The organism is Aeromonas sp. Y318-1 (assembly GCF_027706125.1).
GTDB lineage: Bacteria > Pseudomonadota > Gammaproteobacteria > Enterobacterales > Aeromonadaceae > Aeromonas > Aeromonas hydrophila.
This window is the reverse complement of sequence record NZ_JAPDCM010000008.1, coordinates 177,996-200,078: the sequence shown is the minus strand read 5'-3', so window position 1 is coordinate 200,078 and position 22,083 is coordinate 177,996. Positions and strand designations below refer to the sequence as shown.

General features: G+C 60.9%; 19 protein-coding genes and 1 pseudogene. 12 read left to right on the top strand and 8 right to left on the bottom strand.

The genetic code is table 11. The features are described from left to right. The 12 genes and pseudogenes from murD (at position 1) to mutT (ending at position 14,813) form a co-directional block, all read left to right on the top strand. Positions 1-1,284 (top strand): UDP-N-acetylmuramoyl-L-alanine--D-glutamate ligase, encoded by a 1,284-nt coding sequence (gene murD / locus OKB87_RS13800; protein WP_270827761.1) that lies wholly within the window; start codon positions 1-3, stop codon positions 1,282-1,284. After that, positions 1,281-2,462: a cell division protein FtsW gene (gene ftsW, locus OKB87_RS13795; RefSeq protein WP_016352178.1), complete on the top strand. Its 1,182-nt coding sequence runs from the start codon at positions 1,281-1,283 to the stop codon at positions 2,460-2,462. The genes murD and ftsW overlap by 4 nt, the downstream gene beginning before the upstream one ends. Then, the gene (murG, locus tag OKB87_RS13790; RefSeq protein ID WP_011707580.1) at positions 2,462-3,547 is read left to right on the top strand and encodes an undecaprenyldiphospho-muramoylpentapeptide beta-N-acetylglucosaminyltransferase; all 1,086 of its coding nucleotides are present in this window, start codon (positions 2,462-2,464) and stop codon (positions 3,545-3,547) included. The genes ftsW and murG overlap by 1 nt, the downstream gene beginning before the upstream one ends. Then, on the top strand, positions 3,544-4,998 hold the full coding sequence (murC, locus tag OKB87_RS13785; protein WP_016352177.1) for a UDP-N-acetylmuramate--L-alanine ligase: 1,455 nt from the start codon (positions 3,544-3,546) through the stop codon (positions 4,996-4,998). The genes murG and murC overlap by 4 nt, the downstream gene beginning before the upstream one ends. A gap of 97 nt (positions 4,999-5,095) precedes the next feature. Beyond that, on the top strand, positions 5,096-5,848 hold the full coding sequence (locus OKB87_RS13780) for a cell division protein FtsQ/DivIB (protein WP_017409434.1): 753 nt from the start codon (positions 5,096-5,098) through the stop codon (positions 5,846-5,848). Further along, positions 5,829-7,088, top strand: a complete 1,260-nt coding sequence (ftsA, locus tag OKB87_RS13775) for a cell division protein FtsA (protein ID WP_005305690.1) — start codon at positions 5,829-5,831, stop codon at positions 7,086-7,088. Before OKB87_RS13780 ends, ftsA begins: the two co-directional genes overlap by 20 nt. A gap of 40 nt (positions 7,089-7,128) precedes the next feature. Continuing rightward, on the top strand, positions 7,129-8,280 hold the full coding sequence (ftsZ, locus tag OKB87_RS13770) for a cell division protein FtsZ (RefSeq protein WP_005305686.1): 1,152 nt from the start codon (positions 7,129-7,131) through the stop codon (positions 8,278-8,280). 101 nt (positions 8,281-8,381) lie between these two features. Then, positions 8,382-9,305 carry a UDP-3-O-acyl-N-acetylglucosamine deacetylase gene (lpxC, locus tag OKB87_RS13765; RefSeq protein WP_011707578.1) on the top strand — a complete coding sequence of 308 codons (924 nt, stop codon included), beginning with the start codon at positions 8,382-8,384 and terminating at the stop codon, positions 9,303-9,305. Between the two features lie 140 nt (positions 9,306-9,445). Further along, positions 9,446-10,351, top strand: a complete 906-nt coding sequence (locus OKB87_RS13760) for a M23 family metallopeptidase (protein ID WP_016352175.1) — start codon at positions 9,446-9,448, stop codon at positions 10,349-10,351. Positions 10,352-10,410: 59 nt separating this feature from the next. Continuing rightward, positions 10,411-13,131 carry a preprotein translocase subunit SecA gene (gene secA / locus OKB87_RS13755; protein WP_270827760.1) on the top strand — a complete coding sequence of 907 codons (2,721 nt, stop codon included), beginning with the start codon at positions 10,411-10,413 and terminating at the stop codon, positions 13,129-13,131. A 74-nt stretch (positions 13,132-13,205) separates the two neighbouring features. After that, positions 13,206-14,391: pseudogene (locus tag OKB87_RS13745) on the top strand (tetratricopeptide repeat protein). An 8-nt stretch (positions 14,392-14,399) separates the two neighbouring features. Beyond that, a complete protein-coding gene (gene mutT / locus OKB87_RS13740; protein ID WP_016352173.1) occupies positions 14,400-14,813 on the top strand; it encodes an 8-oxo-dGTP diphosphatase MutT in 414 nt (137 codons plus the stop codon). A 61-nt stretch (positions 14,814-14,874) separates the two neighbouring features. On the opposite strand, the gene yacG is transcribed toward mutT, so the two are convergent. From yacG to nadC, 8 genes are all read right to left on the bottom strand, one after another. Beyond that, positions 14,875-15,069, bottom strand: coding sequence for a DNA gyrase inhibitor YacG (yacG, locus tag OKB87_RS13735; RefSeq protein WP_005305661.1), 195 nt, complete (start codon positions 15,067-15,069; stop codon positions 14,875-14,877). Positions 15,070-15,078: 9 nt separating this feature from the next. Then, positions 15,079-15,801: a cell division protein ZapD gene (gene zapD / locus OKB87_RS13730; RefSeq protein ID WP_270827757.1), complete on the bottom strand. Its 723-nt coding sequence runs from the start codon at positions 15,799-15,801 to the stop codon at positions 15,079-15,081. Between the two features lie 37 nt (positions 15,802-15,838). Next, entirely contained in the window at positions 15,839-16,453 is a 615-nt protein-coding gene (coaE, locus tag OKB87_RS13725) for a dephospho-CoA kinase (RefSeq protein ID WP_270827756.1), read from the bottom strand. An 18-nt stretch (positions 16,454-16,471) separates the two neighbouring features. Continuing rightward, positions 16,472-17,344, bottom strand: a complete 873-nt coding sequence (locus OKB87_RS13720; protein ID WP_270827755.1) for a prepilin peptidase — start codon at positions 17,342-17,344, stop codon at positions 16,472-16,474. Positions 17,345-17,366: 22 nt separating this feature from the next. Further along, complete coding sequence (locus tag OKB87_RS13715; RefSeq protein WP_011707570.1) at positions 17,367-18,608, bottom strand: type II secretion system F family protein; 1,242 nt, start codon at positions 18,606-18,608, stop codon at positions 17,367-17,369. 115 nt (positions 18,609-18,723) lie between these two features. Continuing rightward, positions 18,724-20,430, bottom strand: a complete 1,707-nt coding sequence (tapB, locus tag OKB87_RS13710) for a PilB family type IVa pilus assembly ATPase TapB (RefSeq protein ID WP_270827754.1) — start codon at positions 20,428-20,430, stop codon at positions 18,724-18,726. 3 nt (positions 20,431-20,433) lie between these two features. Then, the gene (locus OKB87_RS13705) at positions 20,434-20,898 is read right to left on the bottom strand and encodes a pilin (RefSeq protein WP_045788906.1); all 465 of its coding nucleotides are present in this window, start codon (positions 20,896-20,898) and stop codon (positions 20,434-20,436) included. A 322-nt stretch (positions 20,899-21,220) separates the two neighbouring features. Further along, entirely contained in the window at positions 21,221-22,078 is an 858-nt protein-coding gene (gene nadC / locus OKB87_RS13700; protein WP_270827752.1) for a carboxylating nicotinate-nucleotide diphosphorylase, read from the bottom strand. Between the last annotated feature and the right edge of the window lie 5 nt (positions 22,079-22,083).

Genomic DNA, 22,083 nt, shown 5'->3' with positions numbered 1-22,083 from the left:
ATGGTCATCATCATCGGACTCGGCAAAACCGGACTCTCCTGCGTCGACTATTTCCTCGGCCGTGGCGTGACGCCGCTGGTGATGGACACCCGCGCCAACCCGCCCGGCAGGGATCAACTGCCTGCCGAGGTGGAACTCATCCACGGGCTGGATGGCGAGCTGCTCAAGCAGGCGCACATGATAGTGGCGAGCCCGGGCATTGCCCTGGCAACGCCCGAACTGCAAGCGGCCGCCGAGTTCGGGGTGCGCATCGTCGGCGACATCGAGCTGTTCGTGCGCGAGACCCAGGTGCCGGTGATCGCCATCACCGGCTCCAACGGCAAAAGCACGGTCACCACCCTGGTGGGCGAGATGATCGCCGAGGCCGGCCTCAAGGTCGGGGTGGGTGGCAACATCGGCACGCCGGCGCTGGAACTGCTCAAGCAGCCGATGGATCTCTGCGTGCTGGAGCTCTCCAGCTTCCAGCTGGAGACCACCCACAGCCTGCGCGCCGCCGCCTCCGTGGTATTGAACCTTAGTGAGGATCATATGGATCGCTATCAGGGCATGGCCGACTATCGCGCCGCCAAGATGGAGATCCATCAACATTCCCAGCACATCCTGATCAATCGCGACGATGCCCAGACCCTGCCCGACGTGGGCCAGGTGTGGCAGAGCTTCGGCCTTGACTGCAACGGCTATGGTCGCTGCGAGCTGGATGGCCGTCACTGGCTGACCCTGCACGGCGAGCCGTTGCTGGCGGTGGACGAGATGAAGATCGTCGGCGCCCACAACCAGGCCAACGCGCTGGCCGCCATGGCCCTGTGCGATGCGGTCGGCATCCCGCGCGAGCCTCAGTTGCGAGTGCTGCGCCGTTTCGAGGGCCTGCCCCACCGTGCCCGCTTCGTGCGGGAGGTGAACGGGGTGCGCTGGATCAACGACTCCAAGGCCACCAACGTGGGGGCGACCCTGGCTGCCGTGGCCGGGGTGCGCGAGTCGGTGAAGGGCCGTCTGCTGCTGCTGGCCGGTGGCCAGGGCAAGGGCCAGGATTTCGGCCCGGTGCAGGCGCTGCTCGGCAGCCAGATCGATCACATGTACTGTTTCGGCCAGGATGCCGAGGTGCTGCTGGCGCTGGGTGAGCAGACCGAGCGGGTGGTGGATCTGGATGCCGCGGTCGCCAAGGCGGCTGCCGATGCCAGACCCGGCGACTGGGTGCTGCTGGCGCCGGCCTGCGCCAGCCTGGACCAATTCAAGTCTTTCGAAGCGCGCGGTGATCGTTTCACCGAGCTGGTACAGAAGTTATGAACGCCCTTCGCGCAGTCGCAGGCTTCTTGCAGCGCTGGCTGTTGCCGGCGCGCCCTGCCGGTCTCTATGACCGGCAGCTGGTCGTGCTGGCACTGGCGCTGATGGCGGTGGGTCTGGTGATCGTGGCCTCCGCCTCGATCCCGGAGGGGATCGCCATCAACAACGATCCCTTCATGTTCGTGAAGCGTCACGGCCTGTTTCTGCTGATGGCGCTCGGCATCTCCTGGTTTGTGCTGCAGGTGCCGATGGCGCGCTGGCAGCACTACAACGGCCCCATGCTGCTGCTGGCCATCGTCATGCTGGTGCTGGTGCTGCTGGTGGGCCGCAGCGTCAACGGCTCGGTGCGCTGGTTGCCGCTTGGCCCGTTCAACCTGCAGCCGGCCGAGTTCGGCAAGCTGGCACTGTTCGTCTATCTGGCGGGCTACCTGGTGCGCCGCCAGAGCGAGGTGCGCGAGCGTTTCATCGGTTTCATGAAGCCGATGGCGGTGCTGTTCGTGGTGGCCATCCTGCTGCTGGCCCAGCCCGATCTGGGCTCGGTGGTGGTGATGTTCGTCACCTCGCTCGGCATGCTGTTCTTGGCCGGTGCCCGCTTGGTGCAGTTCATCGGTCTCATCCTGGTGGGGGTGAGCGCCGTGGTGACCCTGATCATCGCCGAACCGTACCGGATGCGGCGGGTGACTTCTTTCCTCGATCCCTGGGCCGATCCGTTCGGTAGCGGCTACCAGCTGACCCAGTCGCTGATGGCCTTCGGCCGTGGCAGCTGGTTTGGCGAGGGGCTTGGCAACTCCATCCAGAAGATGGAGTACCTGCCGGAGGCGCACACCGACTTCGTGTTCGCCATCCTGGGTGAAGAGCTGGGCTATGTGGGCGTGCTGGGCGCGCTGTTTCTCATCTTTGCGCTGGCAATCAAGGCGCTCAAGCTGGGGCACCAGGCGCTGGTGGCCGAGCGACTGTATGAAGGCTATCTGGCCATCGGCATCGGCATCTGGTTCAGCTTCCAGACCTTCGTCAACGTGGGGGCAGCCAGCGGCATGATGCCGACCAAGGGGCTGACCCTGCCGTTGGTCAGTTATGGTGGTTCGAGCCTCATCATCATGATGGTGGCGGTGAGCATGTTGATTCGTATCGATTTCGAGTTGCGCCAGGCCAGTGCCCAGGCGCGCGTGCGGGAGGTTTAGTGAGCAAGACGCTGTTGGTGATGGCAGGCGGTACCGGGGGCCATGTGTTCCCTGGTTTGGCCGTGGCTGATCGCCTCAAGGCCCAGGGCTGGACCATTCACTGGCTCGGCACCGCCGACCGGATGGAGGCCGAGCTGGTGCCTGCCCATGGTTACCCCATCTCCTTCATCGATATTCAGGGGGTGCGTGGCAACGGCATCAAGCGTCTGCTGGTGGCGCCCTATCGCATCGTCAAATCCGTGCTGCAGGCGCGCCGGGTGCTCAAGACCATTCGCCCTGACGTGGTGCTCGGCATGGGCGGCTTTGCCTCCGGCCCGGGTGGCGTGGCGGCCTGGCTGTCCGGTATCCCGCTGCTGCTGCACGAGCAGAATGCTGCCGCAGGCCTGACCAACAAGTTGCTGGCTCGCCTCGCCAAGCGGGTGCTGATGGCATTTCCGGGCGCCTTTGCGCCGAGCCGTCGCACCGCCGTGGTGGGCAACCCGGTACGCCCCGAAGTGGTGGCGCTGCCGGATCCCCAGTTGCGCAGCGGGGCCGAGCCACTGCGGCTGCTGATCGTCGGTGGCAGCCTGGGGGCCCGGGTGCTCAACGAGCAGGTGCCGCCAGCGGTGGCGGCGGCCGGTGTGCCCATCGAGGTGCGTCACCAGTGTGGCAAGGGCAATCGCGATGCGGTGGCCGAAGCCTACGCCAAGCAGGGCGTTGCGGCTGAAGTGAGCGAATTTATCAAGGACATGGCCGGTGCCTACGCCTGGGCCGATCTGGTGGTGTGCCGGGCGGGGGCGCTGACCGTCTCCGAAGTGGCTGCCGCCGGGGTCGCCGCCATTTTTGTACCGCTGCCCCACGCGGTGGATGATCACCAGACCCGCAACGCCCTGACCCTGGTCGACGGCGGTGCGGCTGAATTCCTGCCCCAATCCGAGCTGACGACGGCCTCCCTGGCCGCCCGTCTCTCCTGGCTTGCCGGGCGCAGGGAAACCCTATTGAACATGGCCCAGGCCGCCCGTCGCGTGGCCATTACCGATGCCGCCGAGCGGGTTGCCGACGAGTGCAAACGCCTGGCGACCGGGCAGATTGAGAGAGAACTATGACCAAGGTTGAACTGGCAAAACTGCGTACCGTTATCCCTGAAATGCGCCGCGTGCGTCGCATCCACTTCATCGGCATCGGTGGTGCCGGGATGGGCGGTATCGCCGAAGTGCTTGCCAATGAAGGGTATCAGGTAACCGGCTCGGATCTGGCCCGCAATGCGGTGACCGAGCGACTCGAGTCCCTTGGCGCCCATATCTTCGTCGGCCACAGTGCCGAGCACGTGAACGAGGCGAGCGTGGTGGTGGTCTCCACCGCCATCAAGCAGGACAACCCCGAGCTGCTGGCCGCCCGCGAGCTGCGCATCCCCGTGGTGCGCCGCGCCGAGATGCTGGCCGAGCTGATGCGCTTCCGCCACGGCATCGCCATCGCCGGCACCCATGGCAAGACCACCACCACCAGTCTGGTGGCGAGCATCTATGCCGAAGCGGACCGGGATCCGACCTTCGTCATCGGCGGTTTGCTCAACAGCGCCGGCACCAATGCCCGCCTGGGCAGCAGCCGCTATCTGATTGCCGAGGCGGACGAGAGCGATGCCTCCTTCCTGCATCTGCAGCCGATGGTCTCCATCGTGACCAACATCGAAGCGGATCACATGGATACCTATGGTGGCGACTTCTCCAGGCTGAAGGCCACCTTCATCGACTTCCTGCACAACCTGCCGTTCTACGGGCTGGCCGTGGTGTGCGTGGATGATCCGGTGATCCGCGGCATGCTGCCGGAGATCGCCCGTCCCACCATCACCTACGGCCTGAGTGATGATGCCGACGTGCAGGTGCTGGACTTCGTGCAGACCAGCAACCGCAGTCGCTTCCGGGTGCGCCGCAAAGATGCCGGCGAGCTGGAGGTGACCCTCAATCTGCCCGGCATCCACAATGCGCTCAATGCCGCCGCGGCGATTGCGGTCGCCACCGAGGACGGGATCGGCGATGATGCCATCATCCGGGCGCTGGCCAAGTTTGAAGGGGTGGGTCGCCGCTTCCAGCAATATGGCGAGTTCGAGACCGGTCGCGGCAAGGCCATGCTGGTGGACGACTACGGTCACCACCCGAGCGAGGTCAAGGTCACCATCAATGCAGCTCGCGCCGGCTGGCCCGAGAAGCGGTTGGTGATGGTGTTCCAGCCGCACCGCTACACCCGCACCCGCGATCTCTACGAAGACTTCGCGGATGTGCTCTCCAAGGTGGACGTGCTGGTGATGCTGGAGGTTTATGCCGCCGGTGAAGAGCCGATTCCGGGCGCCGATGGCCGCGCCCTGTGCCGCTCCATCCGCTCCCGCGGCAGCCTGGAGCCCATCTTTGTCGCGACGCCGGACGATGTGCCGGCGGTGCTGGCCGGGCTGGTGGGTGAGGGCGACCTGGTGCTGACCCAGGGGGCAGGGAACGTCGGCGCACTGGCTCGCCGTCTTGGCGAGATGAAATTGAGCATAGAGAGCATGAAATCCGGCGCCTGAGGGCCCAATGAGTATTTTGACCGCCAAGCCGGGGCCTATATAATGGCGAACCGGTCTGCAAAGGGCCGGCATGGCGCGTTAAACGGGGATCGATCGGGTGGAGGCAAGGGCACAAGGGCGCACCAAGGGGGGCTTCATCGCCGGGGTGGGATTTTTCATCCTGGTCATGTGGGGCCTCTACCAGACCGCGCTGGATGTTAAAGATTGGCTGACGGATGCCAATCGGTTGCCCATGAGCGAGCTGTTGCTGCAGGGGCAACACCAGTATTTGCAAACCGATGAACTGCGCAGCGCCGTGCTGGATGGCGCCGAGTTGCGCAACTTCTTCGAGTTGGATGTGAACGAATTGCAGGCGCGGTTGAACGCCTTGCCTTGGGTGGCCCAGGTCTCGGTACGCAAGAAGTGGCCCAACAAGATCAAGGTCTACCTCACCGAACAGGCGGTTGCGGCCCGCTGGAATGGCAACCGCTTCGTCAACACCAAGGGTGAGGTGTTCAGTGCGCCGGACAGGGTGAAGACCCCTCTGATGCAGCTGTCCGGGCCAGAAGATCAGGCCGTCAAGGTGCTGGAGGCCAGCCGTCAATACGAGGCGCAGCTGGCGGCCAGAGGGTACAAGCTGCTGGGGGTGAATCTGACCCCCCGCCATGCCTGGGAACTGACCCTGGATGGCAACATTCAGCTGTTTTTGGGGCGCTCGGATATCGCGCTTCGACTGCAGCGGTTTATCGATGCCTTTCCGGTCATCGAACCTCGTGAGCGGGTTGCTTATGTGGATCTTCGATACGACACCGGAATGGCAGTTGGCTGGAAGAAGAACGAAGAGAAAGTGAATGACCAAAACCGCAGATAGAAATCTGATTGTCGGGCTGGATATCGGCACAACCAAGGTGGCGGTTCTGGTTGGCGAAGTGCTGCCAGACGGTGAGCTCAATGTCATCGGCATGGGCAGTCACGCCTCTCGCGGCATGGACAAGGGCGGGGTCAACGATCTTGATTCCGTGGTCAAGTCCCTGCGTCGCGCGGTGGAAGAGGCTGAAATGATGGCCGACTGCCAGATCAGCTCCGTCTATCTGGGGTTGTCCGGCAAGCATATCGACTGTCGCAATGAAACCGGCATGGTGCCCATCTCCGACGAAGAGGTGACTCAGGAAGACGTGGACAACGTCATCCACACCGCCAAGTCGGTACGGTTGTCCGATGAGCTCCGGGTGCTGCACGTGTTGCCCCAGGAGTTCGCCATCGACTACCAGGAAGGGATCAAGAACCCGGTCGGCCTCTCCGGCGTGCGGATGGCGGCCAAGGTGCACCTGATCACCTGCCACAACGACATGGCTCGCAACATCGAGAAATGTGTGGAGAAGGTGGGTCTGCGGGTGGATCAGCTGATCTTCTCCGCGCTGGCGTCCAGCTACGCCGTGCTGACCGAAGACGAGAAAGAGCTGGGTGTCTGCGTGGTGGACATCGGTGGCGGCACCATGGACATGTCGCTGTTTACCGGCGGCGCCCTGCGTCACACCAAGGTGATCCCGTACGCCGGCAGCACGGTGACCAGCGACATCGCCTATGCCTTCGGCACCCCGCCGCTGGATGCGGAGGCGATCAAGGTGCGCTATGGCTGCGCCCTCGGCCGGCTGGTCAGCAAGGAAGACAATATTGAAGTACCCAGTGTCGGCGGTCGTCCGGCGCGCAGCCTGCAGCGGCAGACACTGGCTGAAGTGATTGAGCCCCGTTACACCGAGTTGCTCTCCATGGTGAATGATGAGCTGGTGCGGGTACAAAGCGAATTGAAAGCGCAGGGGGTCAAGCATCAGCTTGCAGCCGGTGTGGTCTTGACCGGCGGCGCTGCCCAGATCGAAGGCATTGTGGAGTGCGCAGAGCAGATCTTCCAGAGCCAGGTCCGGGTAGGGGAGCCCATGAATATCCGGGGATTGAGTGATTATGTGCAGGCGCCTGTGTACTCGACCGCGGTCGGGTTGCTGCAGTATGGCCGCACCCATCAATCCACCGGCAGTAGCAAGGAATATGCCGCCAAGGCAAGCGTAGGTGGGCTGGTCAAACGGGTCAGCAACTGGTTGCGTGGCGAGTTCTAAAAGATTTTGCTGAGTCAGGCAAATAAAGCGGAGAGACAACATGTTTGAATTTATGGATAGCCACACTGACGAAGCCGTCATTAAAGTGATTGGTGTGGGTGGCGGCGGCGGCAACGCGGTCGAGCACATGGTTCGTCAAAACATCGAAGGCGTTGAATTCATTACCGTCAACACCGACGCCCAGGCTCTGCGTAACTCCAGCGCCAACACAACCCTGCAGATCGGCGGTGGCATCACCAAGGGTCTGGGTGCTGGAGCCAATCCGGAAGTGGGTCGTGATGCGGCCATGGAAGATCGGGAAGCGCTGCGCGAGCTGCTGACTGGCTCCGACATGGTGTTCATTGCCGCCGGCATGGGCGGTGGTACCGGTACCGGTGCTGCACCGATCGTGGCCGAAGTGGCCCGCGAGATGGGTATTCTGACAGTTGCTGTCGTAACCAAGCCGTTCTCCTTTGAAGGGAAGAAGCGGATGGGCTTCGCTGCGCACGGCATCGAAGAGCTGTCCAAGAACGTCGACTCCCTGATCACCATCCCCAACGACAAGTTGCTGAAGGTGCTGGGCCGCGGCATCTCCCTGCTGGACGCCTTCAAGGCTGCCAACGACGTACTGCTTGGCGCGGTACAGGGCATTGCCGAGCTGATCACCCGTCCGGGCTTGATCAACGTCGACTTCGCGGACGTGCGTACCGTGATGCGTGAAATGGGTACCGCCATGATGGGTACCGGTTCCGCCTCTGGTGATGACCGCGCCGAAGAAGCGGCCGAGAAAGCCATCTCCAGCCCGCTGCTGGAAGACGTGGATCTGGCCGGTGCCCGTGGCATCCTGGTCAACATCACCGCCGGCATGGACATGACCATCGAAGAGTTCGAAACCGTGGGTAACGCGGTCAAGGCCTTCGCCTCCGAGAACGCTACCGTGGTGGTGGGTACCGTAATCGACCCGGAAATGCACGACGAACTGCGCGTGACCGTGGTTGCCACCGGTATCGGTGCCGAGCGCAAGCCCGACATCACGCTGGTGAAGAACAACATGGTACAAGAGCGTCCGGCCCGTCAGCCCCTGATCAGCGAAGCCCTGCAGTCTCGCGTGATGGAAGAGGCCCCGGCCAAGGTGGTCAACGCCGAGCCGCAAGCTCGTCGCGAACCGGATTATCTCGATATTCCTGCGTTCCTGCGCAAGCAAGCTGACTAAGCCTCTAATGACGCTGGTTTGTTTGTTGCTTAAGGAATGTGCTAAGATGGCCCGGCAACGACCATCTGGTCAGGAATTTGAGCTGTTAAGCGGATACGCCCATGATTAGACAAAGAACCTTGAAAACGAGTGTCCAGGCCACCGGTGTCGGCCTGCATTCGGGCCGGAAAGTCACAATGACGTTCCGTCCGGCGCCTGTTAACACAGGGATCGTTTACTTGCGTACCGATCTGAATCCTGTGGTTGAGCTGCCAGCCAATGCCGATCAGGTGCGTGATACCGTGCTTTGTACCGCTCTGGTCAATGAAGCCGGTGTCCGAGTCTCTACCATTGAGCACCTCTCTGCCGCGCTGGCCGGGATGGGCATCGACAACCTCTATGTCGAGGTTGATGCGCCCGAGATCCCGGTGATGGACGGCAGTGCGCACCCCTTTATCTACCTGCTGCAAGAAGTCGGTATCCGTGAACAGAATGCACCCAAGCAGTTTGTGCGGATCAAGCAGAGCATCCGGGTTGAAGACGGTGACAAGTGGGCGGAATTCCACCCCTATCGCAACGGCTTCAAAATGGATCTCGAGATCGACTTCCAGCATCCGGTATTTGAAGGACGCAATCAGCGTTGCGTGCTGGACTTCTCTGGTGCCTCTTTCGTGAAAGAGATCAGCCGTGCTCGTACGTTCGGTTTCATGCGTGACATCGAGTACCTGCGTTCCCAGAACCTGGCGCTGGGCGGAAGCCTGGAAAACGCCGTGGTGCTGGATGACTACCGGGTACTGAACGAAGATGGTCTGCGCTATGAAGATGAATTCGTCAAACACAAGATGTTGGATGCGATCGGTGACCTTTACATGTGTAACCGCAGCATCATCGGCGAATTCCGTGCCTACAAGACCGGCCATGCCCTGAACAACAAGCTGCTGCGTGCCTTGCTGGCCAAGCAGGAGGCCTGGGAACTGGTGACCTTCGAGGGTGAGGGCGACAAAGCGCCCATCGCTTACTACGATAACGGTCTGGTTCTGGCCTGATAGCTGTGCAACGGAACGTCGGTCCTCTCTCCGCACCGACGTTCCGTCATTTGTTTACTCCATTCTGTAATACCGATTATCTCCCGGTTTTATTTCCCGTGCGGGCCAATGGCCACACCTGACCGAGCAGACTGATTTCTATGAGCATTACCCTGATCCTCAATGGCAAGCAGCGACGCAAGTTGCACTTACCGAAACAACGTCTGGCCTGGGTCGGCGGTATCTTCTTCACTGTATTGGCCCTGAGTGGTGGCTGGCTCTGGCAGAGCTGGCATCAAAAAATGGAGGCGCTGGAAGTCGCGCTGGCCATGGCCGAACAGCAAAAATCCACGCAAGGGGCAGATGAAGCCCGCGAACAGCTTGCCATGCTGGCCGCCCAGGTGGGCACCATGCAGGGGCAGCTGGGTCGTCTCAACGCGCTCGGCGAGCGGCTGACCGAAAAGGCCGACCTTGATCCCGAAGAGTTCAATTTCAAGGAGCTGCCCCCCATGGGCGGCCCCTCCTATGATGCGGATCTGGAAGTCAGCCTCAACGAGCTGCAGGACTCCATGAAGCATCTCAGCCAGCAGCTCAGCAGTCGTGAAGAGCAGCTGTCGGTACTTGAATCTTTCATCATGAATCACCATATAACCGATGCCGGCTTTATTTCCGGAACACCGGTCAAGCAGGAGCGGGTTTGGGTCTCCTCTGGCTTCGGTGGCCGGGTCGATCCGTTCAACGGTCGCGCCAAGATGCACAAAGGGGTGGATTTCCGTGGCAAGCCCGGCACCCCCATTCTGGCGACGGGCCCGGGCGTAGTGAGCTGGGCGGGCCGTCATCCGGAATTTGGCAACATGGTGGAGATCAACCACGGCAATGGTTTGGTGACCCGCTATGCCCACAACTCCAAGTTGCTGGTCGAAGTGGGCACCCTGGTCGATGAGGGCCAGAAAATTGCCTTGATGGGACGCACCGGTCGCGCGACCGGGGTCCATTTGCATTACGAAGTGTTGAAAGATGGTCGTCAGGTGGACCCCGCGCGTTTTCTCAATGCCAGACGGGGTTAGGTTTTTTTCTCCAGGTTCCAGTGACGGAACACTTATATAACCAGAAATAGTTGGTACCCATGATTAGCACACTGCTTACCAAGATTATCGGCAGCCGGAACGACAGAACGCTCAAGGCTCTGCGCAAAATTGTAAAACAGATCAATGCGATGGAGCCTCAGTTCGAAGCTCTGTCCGATGCACAGCTGCAGGCCAAGACGGCCGAGTATCGTCAGCGTCTGGAGCAGGGTGAGACCTTGGAGCAGTTGCTGCCGGAGGCCTTTGCCACCGTGCGTGAAGCCTCTCGCCGGGTGTTCGGCATGCGTCACTTCGACGTTCAGCTGATCGGTGGCATGGTGCTGAACTCCAACCGCATCGCCGAGATGAAGACAGGTGAAGGTAAGACCCTCACCGCGACCCTGCCGGCCTACCTGAATGCCCTGAGCGGTCGCGGTGTGCACGTGGTGACCGTGAACGACTATCTGGCCAAGCGTGACGCCGAGGCGAACCGCCCGCTGTTTGCCTTCCTCGGCATGACAGTCGACTGCAACGTGCCCGGCATGGACGCGTCCCAGAAGCGTGACGCCTACGCCGCCGACATCACTTACGGTACCAACAACGAATTCGGTTTCGACTACCTGCGCGACAACATGGCGTTCTCGCCCGAGCAGCGCGTGCAGCGTCCGCTCAACTACGCGCTGGTGGATGAGGTGGACTCGGTGCTCATCGATGAAGCCCGTACCCCGCTCATCATCTCCGGCCCGGCAGAAGACAGCTCCGAGCTCTATATCCGCGTCAACAAGCTGATCCCGCTGCTGGTTAAGCAGGACAAGGAAGACTCCGAAGAGTACACCGGCGACGGCCACTACACGGTGGACGAGAAGAACCGCCAAGCATTGCTGACCGAGAACGGCCAGATCTTCGTAGAAGAGCTGCTCAAGAAAGAGGGGCTGCTGGCCGAGGACGATTCCCTGTTCTCCGCCACCAACATCAGCCTGCTGCACCACGTCAACGCCGGCCTGCGTGCTCACACCCTGTTTGAACGCAACGTCGACTACATCGTCCAGAAGGACGAGATCGTCATCGTCGACGAGCACACCGGCCGTACCATGCCGGGCCGTCGCTGGTCCGATGGTCTGCATCAGGCGGTCGAGGCGAAGGAAGGGGTCAAGATCCAGAACGAGAACCAGACCCTGGCCTCCATCACCTTCCAGAACTACTTCCGTCTGTACGACAAGCTGGCGGGCATGACCGGTACTGCTGATACCGAGGCTTTTGAATTCCAGCAGATTTATGGCCTGGATACCGTGGTTATCCCGACCAACAAGCCGATGGTGCGCAAAGACATGGGCGATCTGGTCTACCTGACCGCCAACGAGAAATATGCCGCCATCATCGAAGACATTCGCGGTTGCGTCGAGCGCGGCCAGCCGGTGCTGGTCGGTACCGTCTCCATCGAGAACTCCGAGCTGCTCTCCGGCATCCTGACCAAGGAAAACATCCCGCACAAGGTGCTGAACGCCAAGTTCCACGCCATGGAGGCGGAGATCGTCGCCCAGGCCGGTCAGACCGGCGCCGTCACCATCGCCACCAACATGGCCGGTCGTGGTACCGACATCGTGCTCGGCGGCAACTGGCAAGCGGAAATCGCTCAGCTGGAGAACCCGACCGAGGCACAAATCGCCGAGCTGAAAGCGTCCTGGCAGGTGCGTCACGATTCGGTACTGGCCGCTGGTGGTCTGCACATCATAGGTACCGAGCGCCACGAATCCCGTCGTATTGACAACCAGCTGCGCGGCCGTTCCGGTCGTCAGGGCGACCCGGGTTCCTCCCGTTTCTACCTCTCCATGGAAGATACCCTGATGCGGATCTTCGCCTCCGATCGCGTCACCGGCATGATGAAGAAGCTGGGGATGGAAGAGGGCGAGGCCATCGAGCACCCGTGGGTGACCAAGGCCATCGAAAATGCCCAGCGCAAGGTGGAAGGTCGCAACTTCGACATCCGCAAGAGCTTGCTGGAGTTTGATGACGTTGCCAACGATCAGCGCAAGGTGGTCTACGAGCAGCGCAACGAGCTGCTGGACACCAGCGACATCTCCGAGACCATCCACGTCATCCGTGACGATGTCTATGGTGCCATCATCGACGAGTACATCCCGCCGCAGTCCCTGGAAGAGATGTGGGACGTGCCGGGTCTGGAAGCCCGCCTGAAGTCCGACTTCGCGCTGGATCTGCCGTTGCAGCAGTGGCTGGCGGAAGACGACAAGCTCTATGAAGAGAAGCTGCGCGAGCGCATCCTGGATGAAGCCACCAAACTCTATGCCCACAAGGAAGAGCTGGTCGGCAAGGAGGTGCTGCGCAACTTCGAGAAGGCGGTGATGCTGCAAACCCTGGACGGCCTGTGGAAAGAGCACCTGGCGGCCATGGATCACCTGCGTCAGGGCATCCATCTGCGCGGTTACGCCCAGAAGAACCCCAAGCAGGAGTACAAGCGCGAGTCCTTCGATCTGTTCACCCAGATGCTGGAAACCCTCAAGCGCGACGTGGTCAGCATCCTGAGCCGGGTACAGGTTCAGGAGCGCGATGTGGAGGCGATGGAAGAGCAGCAGCGCCAGCAGGCCGAAGCCGCTCCCCGCACCTACACCCATGCTGCGGCCGACAACCAGCTGGCTGACGACGAGGCCCAGGCCGAAGCGGCGCCGGTTACCTTCGTGCGGGACGAGCAGAAGGTGGGACGCAATGACCCCTGCCCATGCGGTTCAGGCAAAAAATACAAGCACTGTCACGGTCAGTTGACCTGATAGCGCAATGACGATGATGCACCGCCTCCGGGCGGTGCATTCATTTCCGGCAGGTAAAGAGGGAGAGCCGTGCGATGAGCAAGATGCCGACAGGATGGGATACCACTGCCCACAACAGCTGGCTGGCGGGCCAGCGCCAGGTTGCCATCCAGCAACTGCTGGCCCGGCTCAACGGCAGCGCGGCCAAGCCGGTAGCCTTGCAACTGCAGTTTGCCTATTACCTCTTTCTGTGCGACGACCGCGGCTTCCGCGGCGCAGGTGCTGGAGATGGCCCACAAGGCCGAATCCGGCAATGACGAGGTGCTGCGCAACCTCTGCGCTTGCTTGTCGCGGGCCGGTCAGTACGAGCTGGCAGTGGCACGCTTGCAGACCCTGCTGCAGCGCGCCCCCGATGATTTCCACGCGCTGGACGCCCTCTGCGCCTCGTTGGCCAAGCTGGATCGCCACGATGAGGCTGCCCTGGCGGGAACCCGCTCATTGGCCCTCAAGGCCCGGTCGGCGGGCAAGGCGCCACCATCCTGGTCATTGCCTGCGGCAGAACCGGCCGTCTGGTGGGCCGATGGCAGTCGCAAGCCGGATGTCATCGCTTTTTCCCTGTGGGGCAGCGAGCCTCGCTATCTGCGGGGGGCCATCGACAACGTGCTGGCGGCGGCCTATCTCTACCCGGGCTGGCGGGTGCGTTTCTACGTGGATGAGAGCGTGCCTGCCGAGTTGCTCGCTGCGCTGCGCGAACTGGGGGCTGAGCTCTTGTTGCAGCCTGCCGGTCAGCCTTTGCGTCAGCGTCTGTGCTGGCGCTTCCAGGTGGCCAATGATCCATTGGTGGGGCGCTTCCTGGTGCGGGATGTGGATTCGGTGCCGGGCGTGCGCGAGCGACTGGCGGTACAGGAGTGGCTTGCATCGACGCGCTGGTTTCATATCATGCGCGACTGGTGGAGTCATACCGATCTGGTGCTGGCGGGGATGTGGGGCGGGGTGGCCGGCGTATTGCCGCCGTTGGCGCCCCTGCTCGAAGGCTATCAGCCCGACGTGATGGAGGCGCCGAACATCGACCAATGGTTTTTGCGCGACCGGCTCTGGGGTTATCTCTCGCAGAGCTGTCTGGTGCACGATCGCTGCTTCACGCCGCCCGGTGCCATTCCCTGGCCGCAGCCCGCCCCTGGCGGGAGCGAACATGTGGGGCAGGATATCTTTACGGCACAAAGGGAGCCGCAGGCCCGTCGGCTGGCGCCCTGGATTGCCCGTTTGCCGTGTTTACGTTGAGGACAATGATGGAACAGAAGAAACGGATCTGGGTGGCGGTCGGCGTCATCGAGAACGAACGGGGCGATATCTTCATCGCCAAGCGCTCCGCCGATCGCCATCAGGGGGATCGCTGGGAGTTTCCAGGCGGCAAGGTGGAAGCCGGGGAGGATCTGCTTACTGCGCTGGATCGCGAACTGTGGGAAGAGATCGGGATCCGGGTGCAGGATTGCGCCCCCTTCATGGAACTGCATCACGACTACCCGGACAAGCAGGTGCTGCTGGATATCTGGAAGGTGACCCGCTTCAGCGGCGAGCCGTTCGGCAAGGAGGGGCAGGAGTGTCGCTGGGTGCCGCTGGCCTCGCTGCACGAGTACCATTTCCCCGACGCCAATGGCCCGATCGTGACGCGCCTGCAGGCATCGCTGGCTGCACAGGGCTGATGTGAGCCGCAGTGCGTACCAAAATAAAAAGGGCCATATCGGGCCCTTTTTGCTTGCTGGCTTACTGCCACTGCTCCCCTTCTTCGGGGTAGGGCAGCAGCTCCGGGTCTATTTCCCCCGGGATCCGCTTCTCCTCGTCGGCCCACTCGCCGAGATCGATCAGCTGGCAGCGCTTGCTGCAGAACGGGCGAAACGGGCTTTGCGGGCCCCATTCCAGCTCGGTTTGGCAGGTCGGGCACTTTACTTTGGTCACCATGAATACTCCTCAGCAGCAGGCAAGCTGGAAGGGGACATCACCGATCTGCTGCTCCGTGGTGGGCAGGAAACGCAGGGCGAACCGGTTCTTGTGGCCGCTCAGGGTGGGGTAGCACTGCTGGGTGCCGGTCAGACGGATGCGGATCAGCTCGGCGCTCTCGGCGGTATCCTGGAAGAAGCCGTTGACGGCAACCTGCTCACTGAAGTTGCCGGACTCACGCCACAGCCGCAGCAGCAGGGAGATGGCGTTCATCAACAGGTTGATGTCGCTCAGCCACAGCTGCATCTGCTGATGACGGGCGATGGCCGGGGTAGCGAGCCAGTGGTGCAGTTGCGGCACGTCGAAGGCGCACAACCCGCCCGGAATGGAGAAGCGCTGGCGAATGGAGCCGAGCAGCCGATCCTCTTTGAGACGGGCACCGGGACGCGGGGCACTCAGCAGGTCGCGGGAGAGCTGGGCGCTCTCCTGCTGCATCTGGCTGATCTGCTCCAAGTCGACATCGGGCAGGCTGGCCCAGTGGCTCAGGCGCTGGCCGAGGCGCTCCAGATCCTTGATCAGGTCGGCGCGCAGGTCGCCGCGTTCCAGCAACTCCTGCAGGTCGAACAGACCCTTGAAAAAGGCGATATGTGCCCAGGACTGGTCGCTCTCCAGATTGTCGCGGATCTGGGAAAACAGGGACTCCAGACGAAGATAGGTCCGGCTTTTTTCATTGAGGGGAAAATCGTAAATCATGCCTAATCCTGGCCAGCCATAAACCGGCCTAGTGTACTCACAGTTGGCGGGCTTGTTGAGAGGCAAATGCCAGATATGTCTCGTGCAGCGCTAAAATTCGGCTCTTTATTGCCTCGGGCGTGCCATTCTGGTTGTCCAGCACATCGTCGGCTGCCGCCAGCCGCTCGGCCCGGCTCGCCTGGGCGGCCAGGATGGCTTGGGCCTGCTCGTGGCTCACGCCGTCCCGGCGGCAGGTACGCTCAATCTGGGTCGCCTCGTCCACGTCGATCACCAGTACCCGATTGGCCAGGGCAGTGAGCCGGTTTTCCACCAGCAAGGGCACTACCAGCAAGCAATAGGGGGAGCGAGCGGCCGCACACTGGCGCTGCATCTCGGTGCGAATGAGGGGGTGGAGCAGGGCGTTGAGCCAGCCCTTGGCCTGTGGGTCAGTGAAAACCCGCTCACGCAGCCGACGGCGATCGAGCTGGCCATCAGGGGTGATGACTTCTGAGCCAAAATGGTCGGCGATGGCGGCGAGGGCCGGGGTACCGGGCTCCACGACCTCGCGGGCGATGACGTCCGCATCCACAACTTCGATGCCGAGCTCTGCAAATTGATTGGCAACCGTGGTCTTGCCGCTGCCAATTCCGCCGGTGATTGCGACTACATACATGGGTCAGTGCTGCCTTGGTCAGAGAAACGTCGTGAGGTACCAGCGGGTGATGGTATCGCCCCATAGCAGCGCGATCCAGCCGGCGATGGCCAGATAGGGGCCGAAGGGGATGGGTTTGTTCTGATGATGGTTGCGCAGCAGAATGAGACCAATCCCGATGAAAGCGCCAACCAGCGACGAGAGCAGCAGTACGATGGGCAGTGCCTGCCAGCCGAGCCAGGCGCCTAGCGCCGCCAGCAGCTTGAAGTCGCCATAGCCCATCCCTTCCTTGCCGGTCAGCAGCTTGAAGGCCCAGTAGAGGCTCCAGAGCACCAGATAGCCGGCCATGGCGCCGATCACCGCATCGGCCAGCGGTGCAAATCCCCCTGCCAAATTGAACAGCAGGCCGCCCCACAGCAGTGGCAGGGTCAGCTGGTCTGGCAGCAGCATCTTGTCCAGATCGATGAAAGTGAGCGCCACCAGCACCCAGGTGAGCAGCAGGGCGGCCAGCAAGCCCCAGCCCGGTGGGTATGTTGCGGCGACAATCAGCGAGAGCAGGGCCGTCAGCAGCTCCACCAGAGGATAACGGGCCGAGATGGGGGCCTGGCATTCACGGCAGCGCCCCTTGAGCCAGAGCCAGCTGAGCAGGGGGATGTTCTCCATGGCCGTGATGGCGTGGCCGCAATGGGGACAGGCAGAACGCGGCACCATCAGGTTGTAGCGCTCTTCCTGTTGCGGCTGTGTTTCCGGATTGAAATAGCCCAGATATTCGGCCTGCCACTCCCGCTCCAGCATGATGGGCAGGCGATGGATCACCACGTTGAGAAAACTGCCGATCATCAGAGAAAAGAGGAATACCAGCGAGAAATAGAGCCAGGGCAGGCTGTGAAAAACGTCAGTGATCAGCAACATTGAGTCTCGGATTGATGGGGGATCAGTGGATCACCGATCCCAGTTTGAAGATGGGCAGATACATGGCGACCACCATGCCGCCGACCAGAACCCCCAGCACCACCATGATGAGAGGCTCCAGCAGGCTGGTGAGGCCGTCGACCAGATCGTCCACCTCCTGCTCGAAGATGGTGGCGACCTTGGAGAGCATATCATCGATGGCGCCAGACTCCTCGCCGATCATCACCATCTGGATCACCATGTCCGGGAACAGATCGACGGTGCGCATGGCCACATTGATCTGCATACCGGCCACCACCTCGTTGCGAATGGCCATGACGGCAGTGCGGTAGACATAGTTACCGGAGGCTCCTGCCGCAGAGACCAAGGCATCCACTAGTGGAATACCGGCGGAGAAGGTGGTGGAGAGGGTGCGGGCGAAACGGGCCATAGCGGCCTTGTGCAATATCATGCCGACCACGGGGATGGTCAGTATGAACTTGTCGGTGTTGTCCTTGACCTTCTGGGAGGCGCGCCAGGCGCGCACGTAGAGAAAGATAGCGAGCGCTATGCCGCCAAAGATCACATACCACCAGTTCTGCATGAAACGGGAGATGCCGATGACGAACTGAGTGAAGATGGGCAGCTCGGCACCGAAGCTCTTGAAGATGTCCTCGAACTGGGGAATGACAAACAGCAGCAGGATGGAGGTAACGACAATGGCCACCAGGATGACCATGGTGGGGTAGAACATGGCTTTCTTGATCTTGGACTTGAGGGCTTCCGATTTCTCGCGATAGGTGGCGATGCGATCGTAGATGGTCTCCAGGGCGCCGGACTGCTCGCCAGCCTCCACCAGATCGCAGTAGAGATCGTCAAAGTGACGGGGGTGGCGGCGCAGTGCCTCGGACATAGGGGTGCCGGTCTCCACATCGGCGGCAATCTGCCCCATGAGCTCGCGCATGGCTGCCTTCTCGTGGCTGCGAGCGATGATTTGCAAGCTCTGGACCAGAGGTACGCCGGCTGACAGCATGGTGGTGATCTGGCGGGAGACGACGGCGATGTCCATCGGCTTGATCTTGGCGCCGCCCTTGGAGAAGAGCCCCTGGCTCTTCTTGCTCACCTTGGTGACGTTGACACCTTGCTTGCGCAGCTCTGCTTTGACCGTGTTGATGCTGTCGGCCTGCAATTCGCCGGAGACCTTCTGGCCCTTGCGATTCACCCCGCTCCAGCGAAAGGCGAAGACTTTCTTGGGGGCATTCTGTTTCTGGGTTAGCGTTGCCATCACTGCGTCCTGCAATGGGGCCAGGGTTGCTCGTCATGAGGAGAAGCAGCCTCGGCCTGATGGAAATCGCCAGGGCCGGCGGCACCTGGATGAATCGGCTGAGCGATAGACTCTGTCAGTTGGTTGTTACCCGGTTTATCTCCGCCAGACTGGTTACCCCCAGGCGGGCCTTCTCAAGGCCAGAGGTACGCAAGGTACGCATGCCTTCCTTCTGGGCGATGGCGGCAATTTGCAGAGAGTTGGCCCCCTGCATGATCAATTTTGCGATGTTTTCAGACATTAGCATGATTTCGTAGATGCCGACCCGGCCCTTGTACCCCCCCGAGCACTCTTTGCAGCCAACTGGTTTGAACAGCCGCAAACCAGCCGCCAGCTGCTGCTGGGTAAAACCCAGCTCAAGCAGCTCAGCCTCTGGCACCACTTCGGGGGCTTTGCAGTGATCGCACAGTTTGCGCGCCAGCCGCTGAGCCATGATCAGGGTGACCGAGGAGGCGATATTGAAGGCGGGGACTCCCATGTTCATCATCCGGGTCAGCGTTTCCGCCGCTGAGTTGGTGTGCAGGGTGGAGAGCACCAGGTGGCCGGTCTGGGCGGCCTTGATGGCAATTTCTGCGGTCTCCAGATCTCGGATTTCACCTACCATGACTACGTCGGGGTCTTGGCGCAAGAACGAACGCAGGGCGCTGGCGAAGGTCAGCCCTGCCTTGGGATTGACCTGCACCTGATTGACGCCGGGCAGGTTGATCTCCACCGGATCTTCAGCTGTGGAGATATTGACCTCGGTGGTATTGAGAATATTGAGACCGGTATAGAGTGAAACCGTCTTGCCCGAACCAGTAGGGCCGGTCACCAGAATCATGCCCTGTGGCTTGGAGAGGGCACGCAGATATTGCGCCTTCTGGCGATCGTCGAAACCGAGCTGCTCGATATTGAGGCGTGCGGCGGAGGAGTCGAGCAGGCGGATAACGATCTTTTCACCCCACATGGTGGGCAGGGTATTGACCCGCATATCCATCGACTTGTTGCGCGACAACTTCAGCTTGATGCGGCCATCCTGGGGCAGTCGCCGCTCGGCGATGTCGAGCCGTGCCATCACCTTGAGGCGGGCCGAGAAGCGGTTGGCCAGGTTGACCGGTGGGGTCGCTATCTCATGTAGAATACCGTCTATCCGAAAGCGGATGCGGTATTTGGTCTCATAGGGCTCGAAGTGAAGGTCAGAGGCACCGCGCTTGATGGCATCCATCATGATTTTGTTGATGTATTTGACGATGGGGGCGTCATCGTCAGCTGTATTGACGCTCTCGTCGAGTCGCGACCCCTCATCCGACACCTCCAGTTCGGAAATCTCGGATTCGTCGATGTCCTCCATGCCGAGGGCATCCTGATCGTTCTCCATCAGTTTGCCGATGGCGGCTGTCAGCTTGTTCTCCTCGACCAGCAGCGCCTCGGTATGCAACCCGAAGCTGAAGCCAAAATCCTCCAGTGCCGAGACATTGGTGGGATCTGACATGGCGATATAGAGGGTGTGTCCCTGGGTGTAGATGGGCAGGACGTGATGTTTTTCAATCAGCTTCTGATTGAGGTATTTCTGTGGGATCTCGCCCAAGTCGAAGGCGGCAAGATCCAGCAGAGGTACCCCATACTCCAGCTCACAGAAGTCAGCCAATGCCTTGCTGTCGAGGATTTCGTTTTCGATCAGGAAGGTCACAAAGGGTTTACGCTGCGCCTTGGCTTGGCTCAGATAGCGCTGTGAGTCGGACTCACTGAGCAGGGAAGAGGCGGCCAAGCTTAACGCCAGGCCGCTATTGGGGCTAGATGTCATGTGTCAACAGAGGCTATTCGCAAAACAAGTTCCTGTATTACGAGTCCATGTGACTTGTTTGGTTGTCGCGTCAACAGTGCCAACGAGAACGAAGGTTGGTGCCGCCGCGGGTGAACCGACTTGTTTAAAATCGCTTCCTGCGGTTGCGGTAATAGACACACCAGTGGCTGCAGTTGCTGTTGCACCAACAGATGCGATAGCTGTGCTGCCAGATTTGAATGCTCCAGTACCTGCTGTAGCTGCTTGTGTAGCACAGCCTGTATTGGCTGTGGCATCAAATGTACCCGGGGTTGACTGAACGCAGATTTCATAGGCAGTTTTGGCGGGACCGGTTACAGCAATCACTTCTGAGAATTTAGCTTTTTCAGTATAAGTCTGATAAGCCGGCAGTGCTACTGCCGCCAGAATGGCGACGATCGCGACCACGATCATCAATTCGATAAGGGTAAAGCCTGATTGTTTCTTCATTTCAAATATCCTTTTTGTCCTTGGTTCCTGGGAAGTGCCGGTGGAAAACTATCCACACGTCAGTATCTTATCCGAGCTGTTTGACTTGGCAACAGAGGCCGGGGTCTTTGTTAACAATCTTTCTGTCATTTGCGAAAATTTTGATATAAATCATGGATAAAGAGTCCCTATCGACTCTTTTTTACTGGCGGGGATGGGTCCATCTCACACTCCTTTGTCGAGGGATCCTGCCTTAAAGAAAAGGCGCCCGTGGCGCCTTTTGCAAGTCCTTCATCTTGTTATATGTCAGCGACAAGATGGGGGCATGATGATGCCTCTTCGGCTAGATGAATCGCATCGAGAGATCCAGAGCGCGTACATGCTTGGTCAGTGCACCAACCGAGATAAAATCGACTCCAGTTGCGGCATAGTCCGCCAGGGTATCCAGCGTGACATTGCCAGATACCTCCAGCTTGGCCCGGCCCTGATTGAGGGTAACCGCTTCGCGCATCATGGGAATGTCGAAGTTATCCAGCATCACTATGTCGGCGCCGGCAGCCAAGGCCTGCGCCAGCTCGACCAGGGATTCGACTTCCACCTCTACTGGTTTACCCGGGTTGAGACGGCGTGCTTCGCTGATTGCTTCAGCGATGCCGCCACAGGCGAGAATATGGTTTTCCTTGATGAGGTAAGCGTCGAACAGGCCGATCCTGTGGTTCTTGCCGCCGCCGCAGGTGACTGCGTACTTCTGGGCGCTGCGAAGGCCGGGCAGGGTTTTGCGGGTATCGAGCAGCCGACAATCGGTATCTGCCAGCTCGGCCACGTAGCGAGCGGTAAGAGAGGCCACTCCGGAGAGGGTCTGCACGAAGTTGAGGGCATTGCGCTCACCGGTCAGCAACACGCGTGCCGGGCCATGCAGGCGAAACAGTTCCTGATTGGGGGAGAGCACTTCGCCATCTTGTACCAGCCATTCAACTCTGACTTCGCCACCAAGCTGGACAAACACCTCATCGACCCAGGGCTGGCCGCAAAATACGCCAGCCTCGCGGGTGATGACCCTGGCGCTGGCGAGGCGATCCGCCGGGATCAGCTGGGCCGTGATGTCGGCGCTGGCATCCGGTTGATCCAACGGGGTGAGGGCATCGCCCAAGTCTTCGAGTAGTGCGGCGCGCACGGCGCGGCGGATGTCCTGTTGTAGCATGCCTT

Bases quoted from the DNA above. Each gene is read 5' to 3' on its own strand.
- yacG (WP_005305661.1), bottom strand. From the start codon at position 15,069: ATGGTGACCAAAGTAAAGTGCCCGACCTGCCAAACCGAGCTGGAATGG.
- OKB87_RS13720 (WP_270827755.1), bottom strand. From the start codon at position 17,344: ATGTTGCTGATCACTGACGTTTTTCACAGCCTGCCCTGGCTCTATTTC.
- murD (WP_270827761.1), top strand. From the start codon at position 1: ATGGTCATCATCATCGGACTCGGCAAAACCGGACTCTCCTGCGTCGAC.
- OKB87_RS13715 (WP_011707570.1), bottom strand. From the start codon at position 18,608: ATGGCAACGCTAACCCAGAAACAGAATGCCCCCAAGAAAGTCTTCGCC.
- mutT (WP_016352173.1), top strand. From the start codon at position 14,400: ATGGAACAGAAGAAACGGATCTGGGTGGCGGTCGGCGTCATCGAGAAC.
- zapD (WP_270827757.1), bottom strand. From the start codon at position 15,801: ATGATTTACGATTTTCCCCTCAATGAAAAAAGCCGGACCTATCTTCGT.
- nadC (WP_270827752.1), bottom strand. From the start codon at position 22,078: ATGCTACAACAGGACATCCGCCGCGCCGTGCGCGCCGCACTACTCGAA.
- ftsA (WP_005305690.1), top strand. From the start codon at position 5,829: ATGACCAAAACCGCAGATAGAAATCTGATTGTCGGGCTGGATATCGGC.
- tapB (WP_270827754.1), bottom strand. From the start codon at position 20,430: ATGACATCTAGCCCCAATAGCGGCCTGGCGTTAAGCTTGGCCGCCTCT.
- OKB87_RS13705 (WP_045788906.1), bottom strand. From the start codon at position 20,898: ATGAAGAAACAATCAGGCTTTACCCTTATCGAATTGATGATCGTGGTC.
- ftsW (WP_016352178.1), top strand. From the start codon at position 1,281: ATGAACGCCCTTCGCGCAGTCGCAGGCTTCTTGCAGCGCTGGCTGTTG.
- ftsZ (WP_005305686.1), top strand. From the start codon at position 7,129: ATGTTTGAATTTATGGATAGCCACACTGACGAAGCCGTCATTAAAGTG.
- OKB87_RS13760 (WP_016352175.1), top strand. From the start codon at position 9,446: ATGAGCATTACCCTGATCCTCAATGGCAAGCAGCGACGCAAGTTGCAC.
- murC (WP_016352177.1), top strand. From the start codon at position 3,544: ATGACCAAGGTTGAACTGGCAAAACTGCGTACCGTTATCCCTGAAATG.
- coaE (WP_270827756.1), bottom strand. From the start codon at position 16,453: ATGTATGTAGTCGCAATCACCGGCGGAATTGGCAGCGGCAAGACCACG.
- lpxC (WP_011707578.1), top strand. From the start codon at position 8,382: ATGATTAGACAAAGAACCTTGAAAACGAGTGTCCAGGCCACCGGTGTC.
- secA (WP_270827760.1), top strand. From the start codon at position 10,411: ATGATTAGCACACTGCTTACCAAGATTATCGGCAGCCGGAACGACAGA.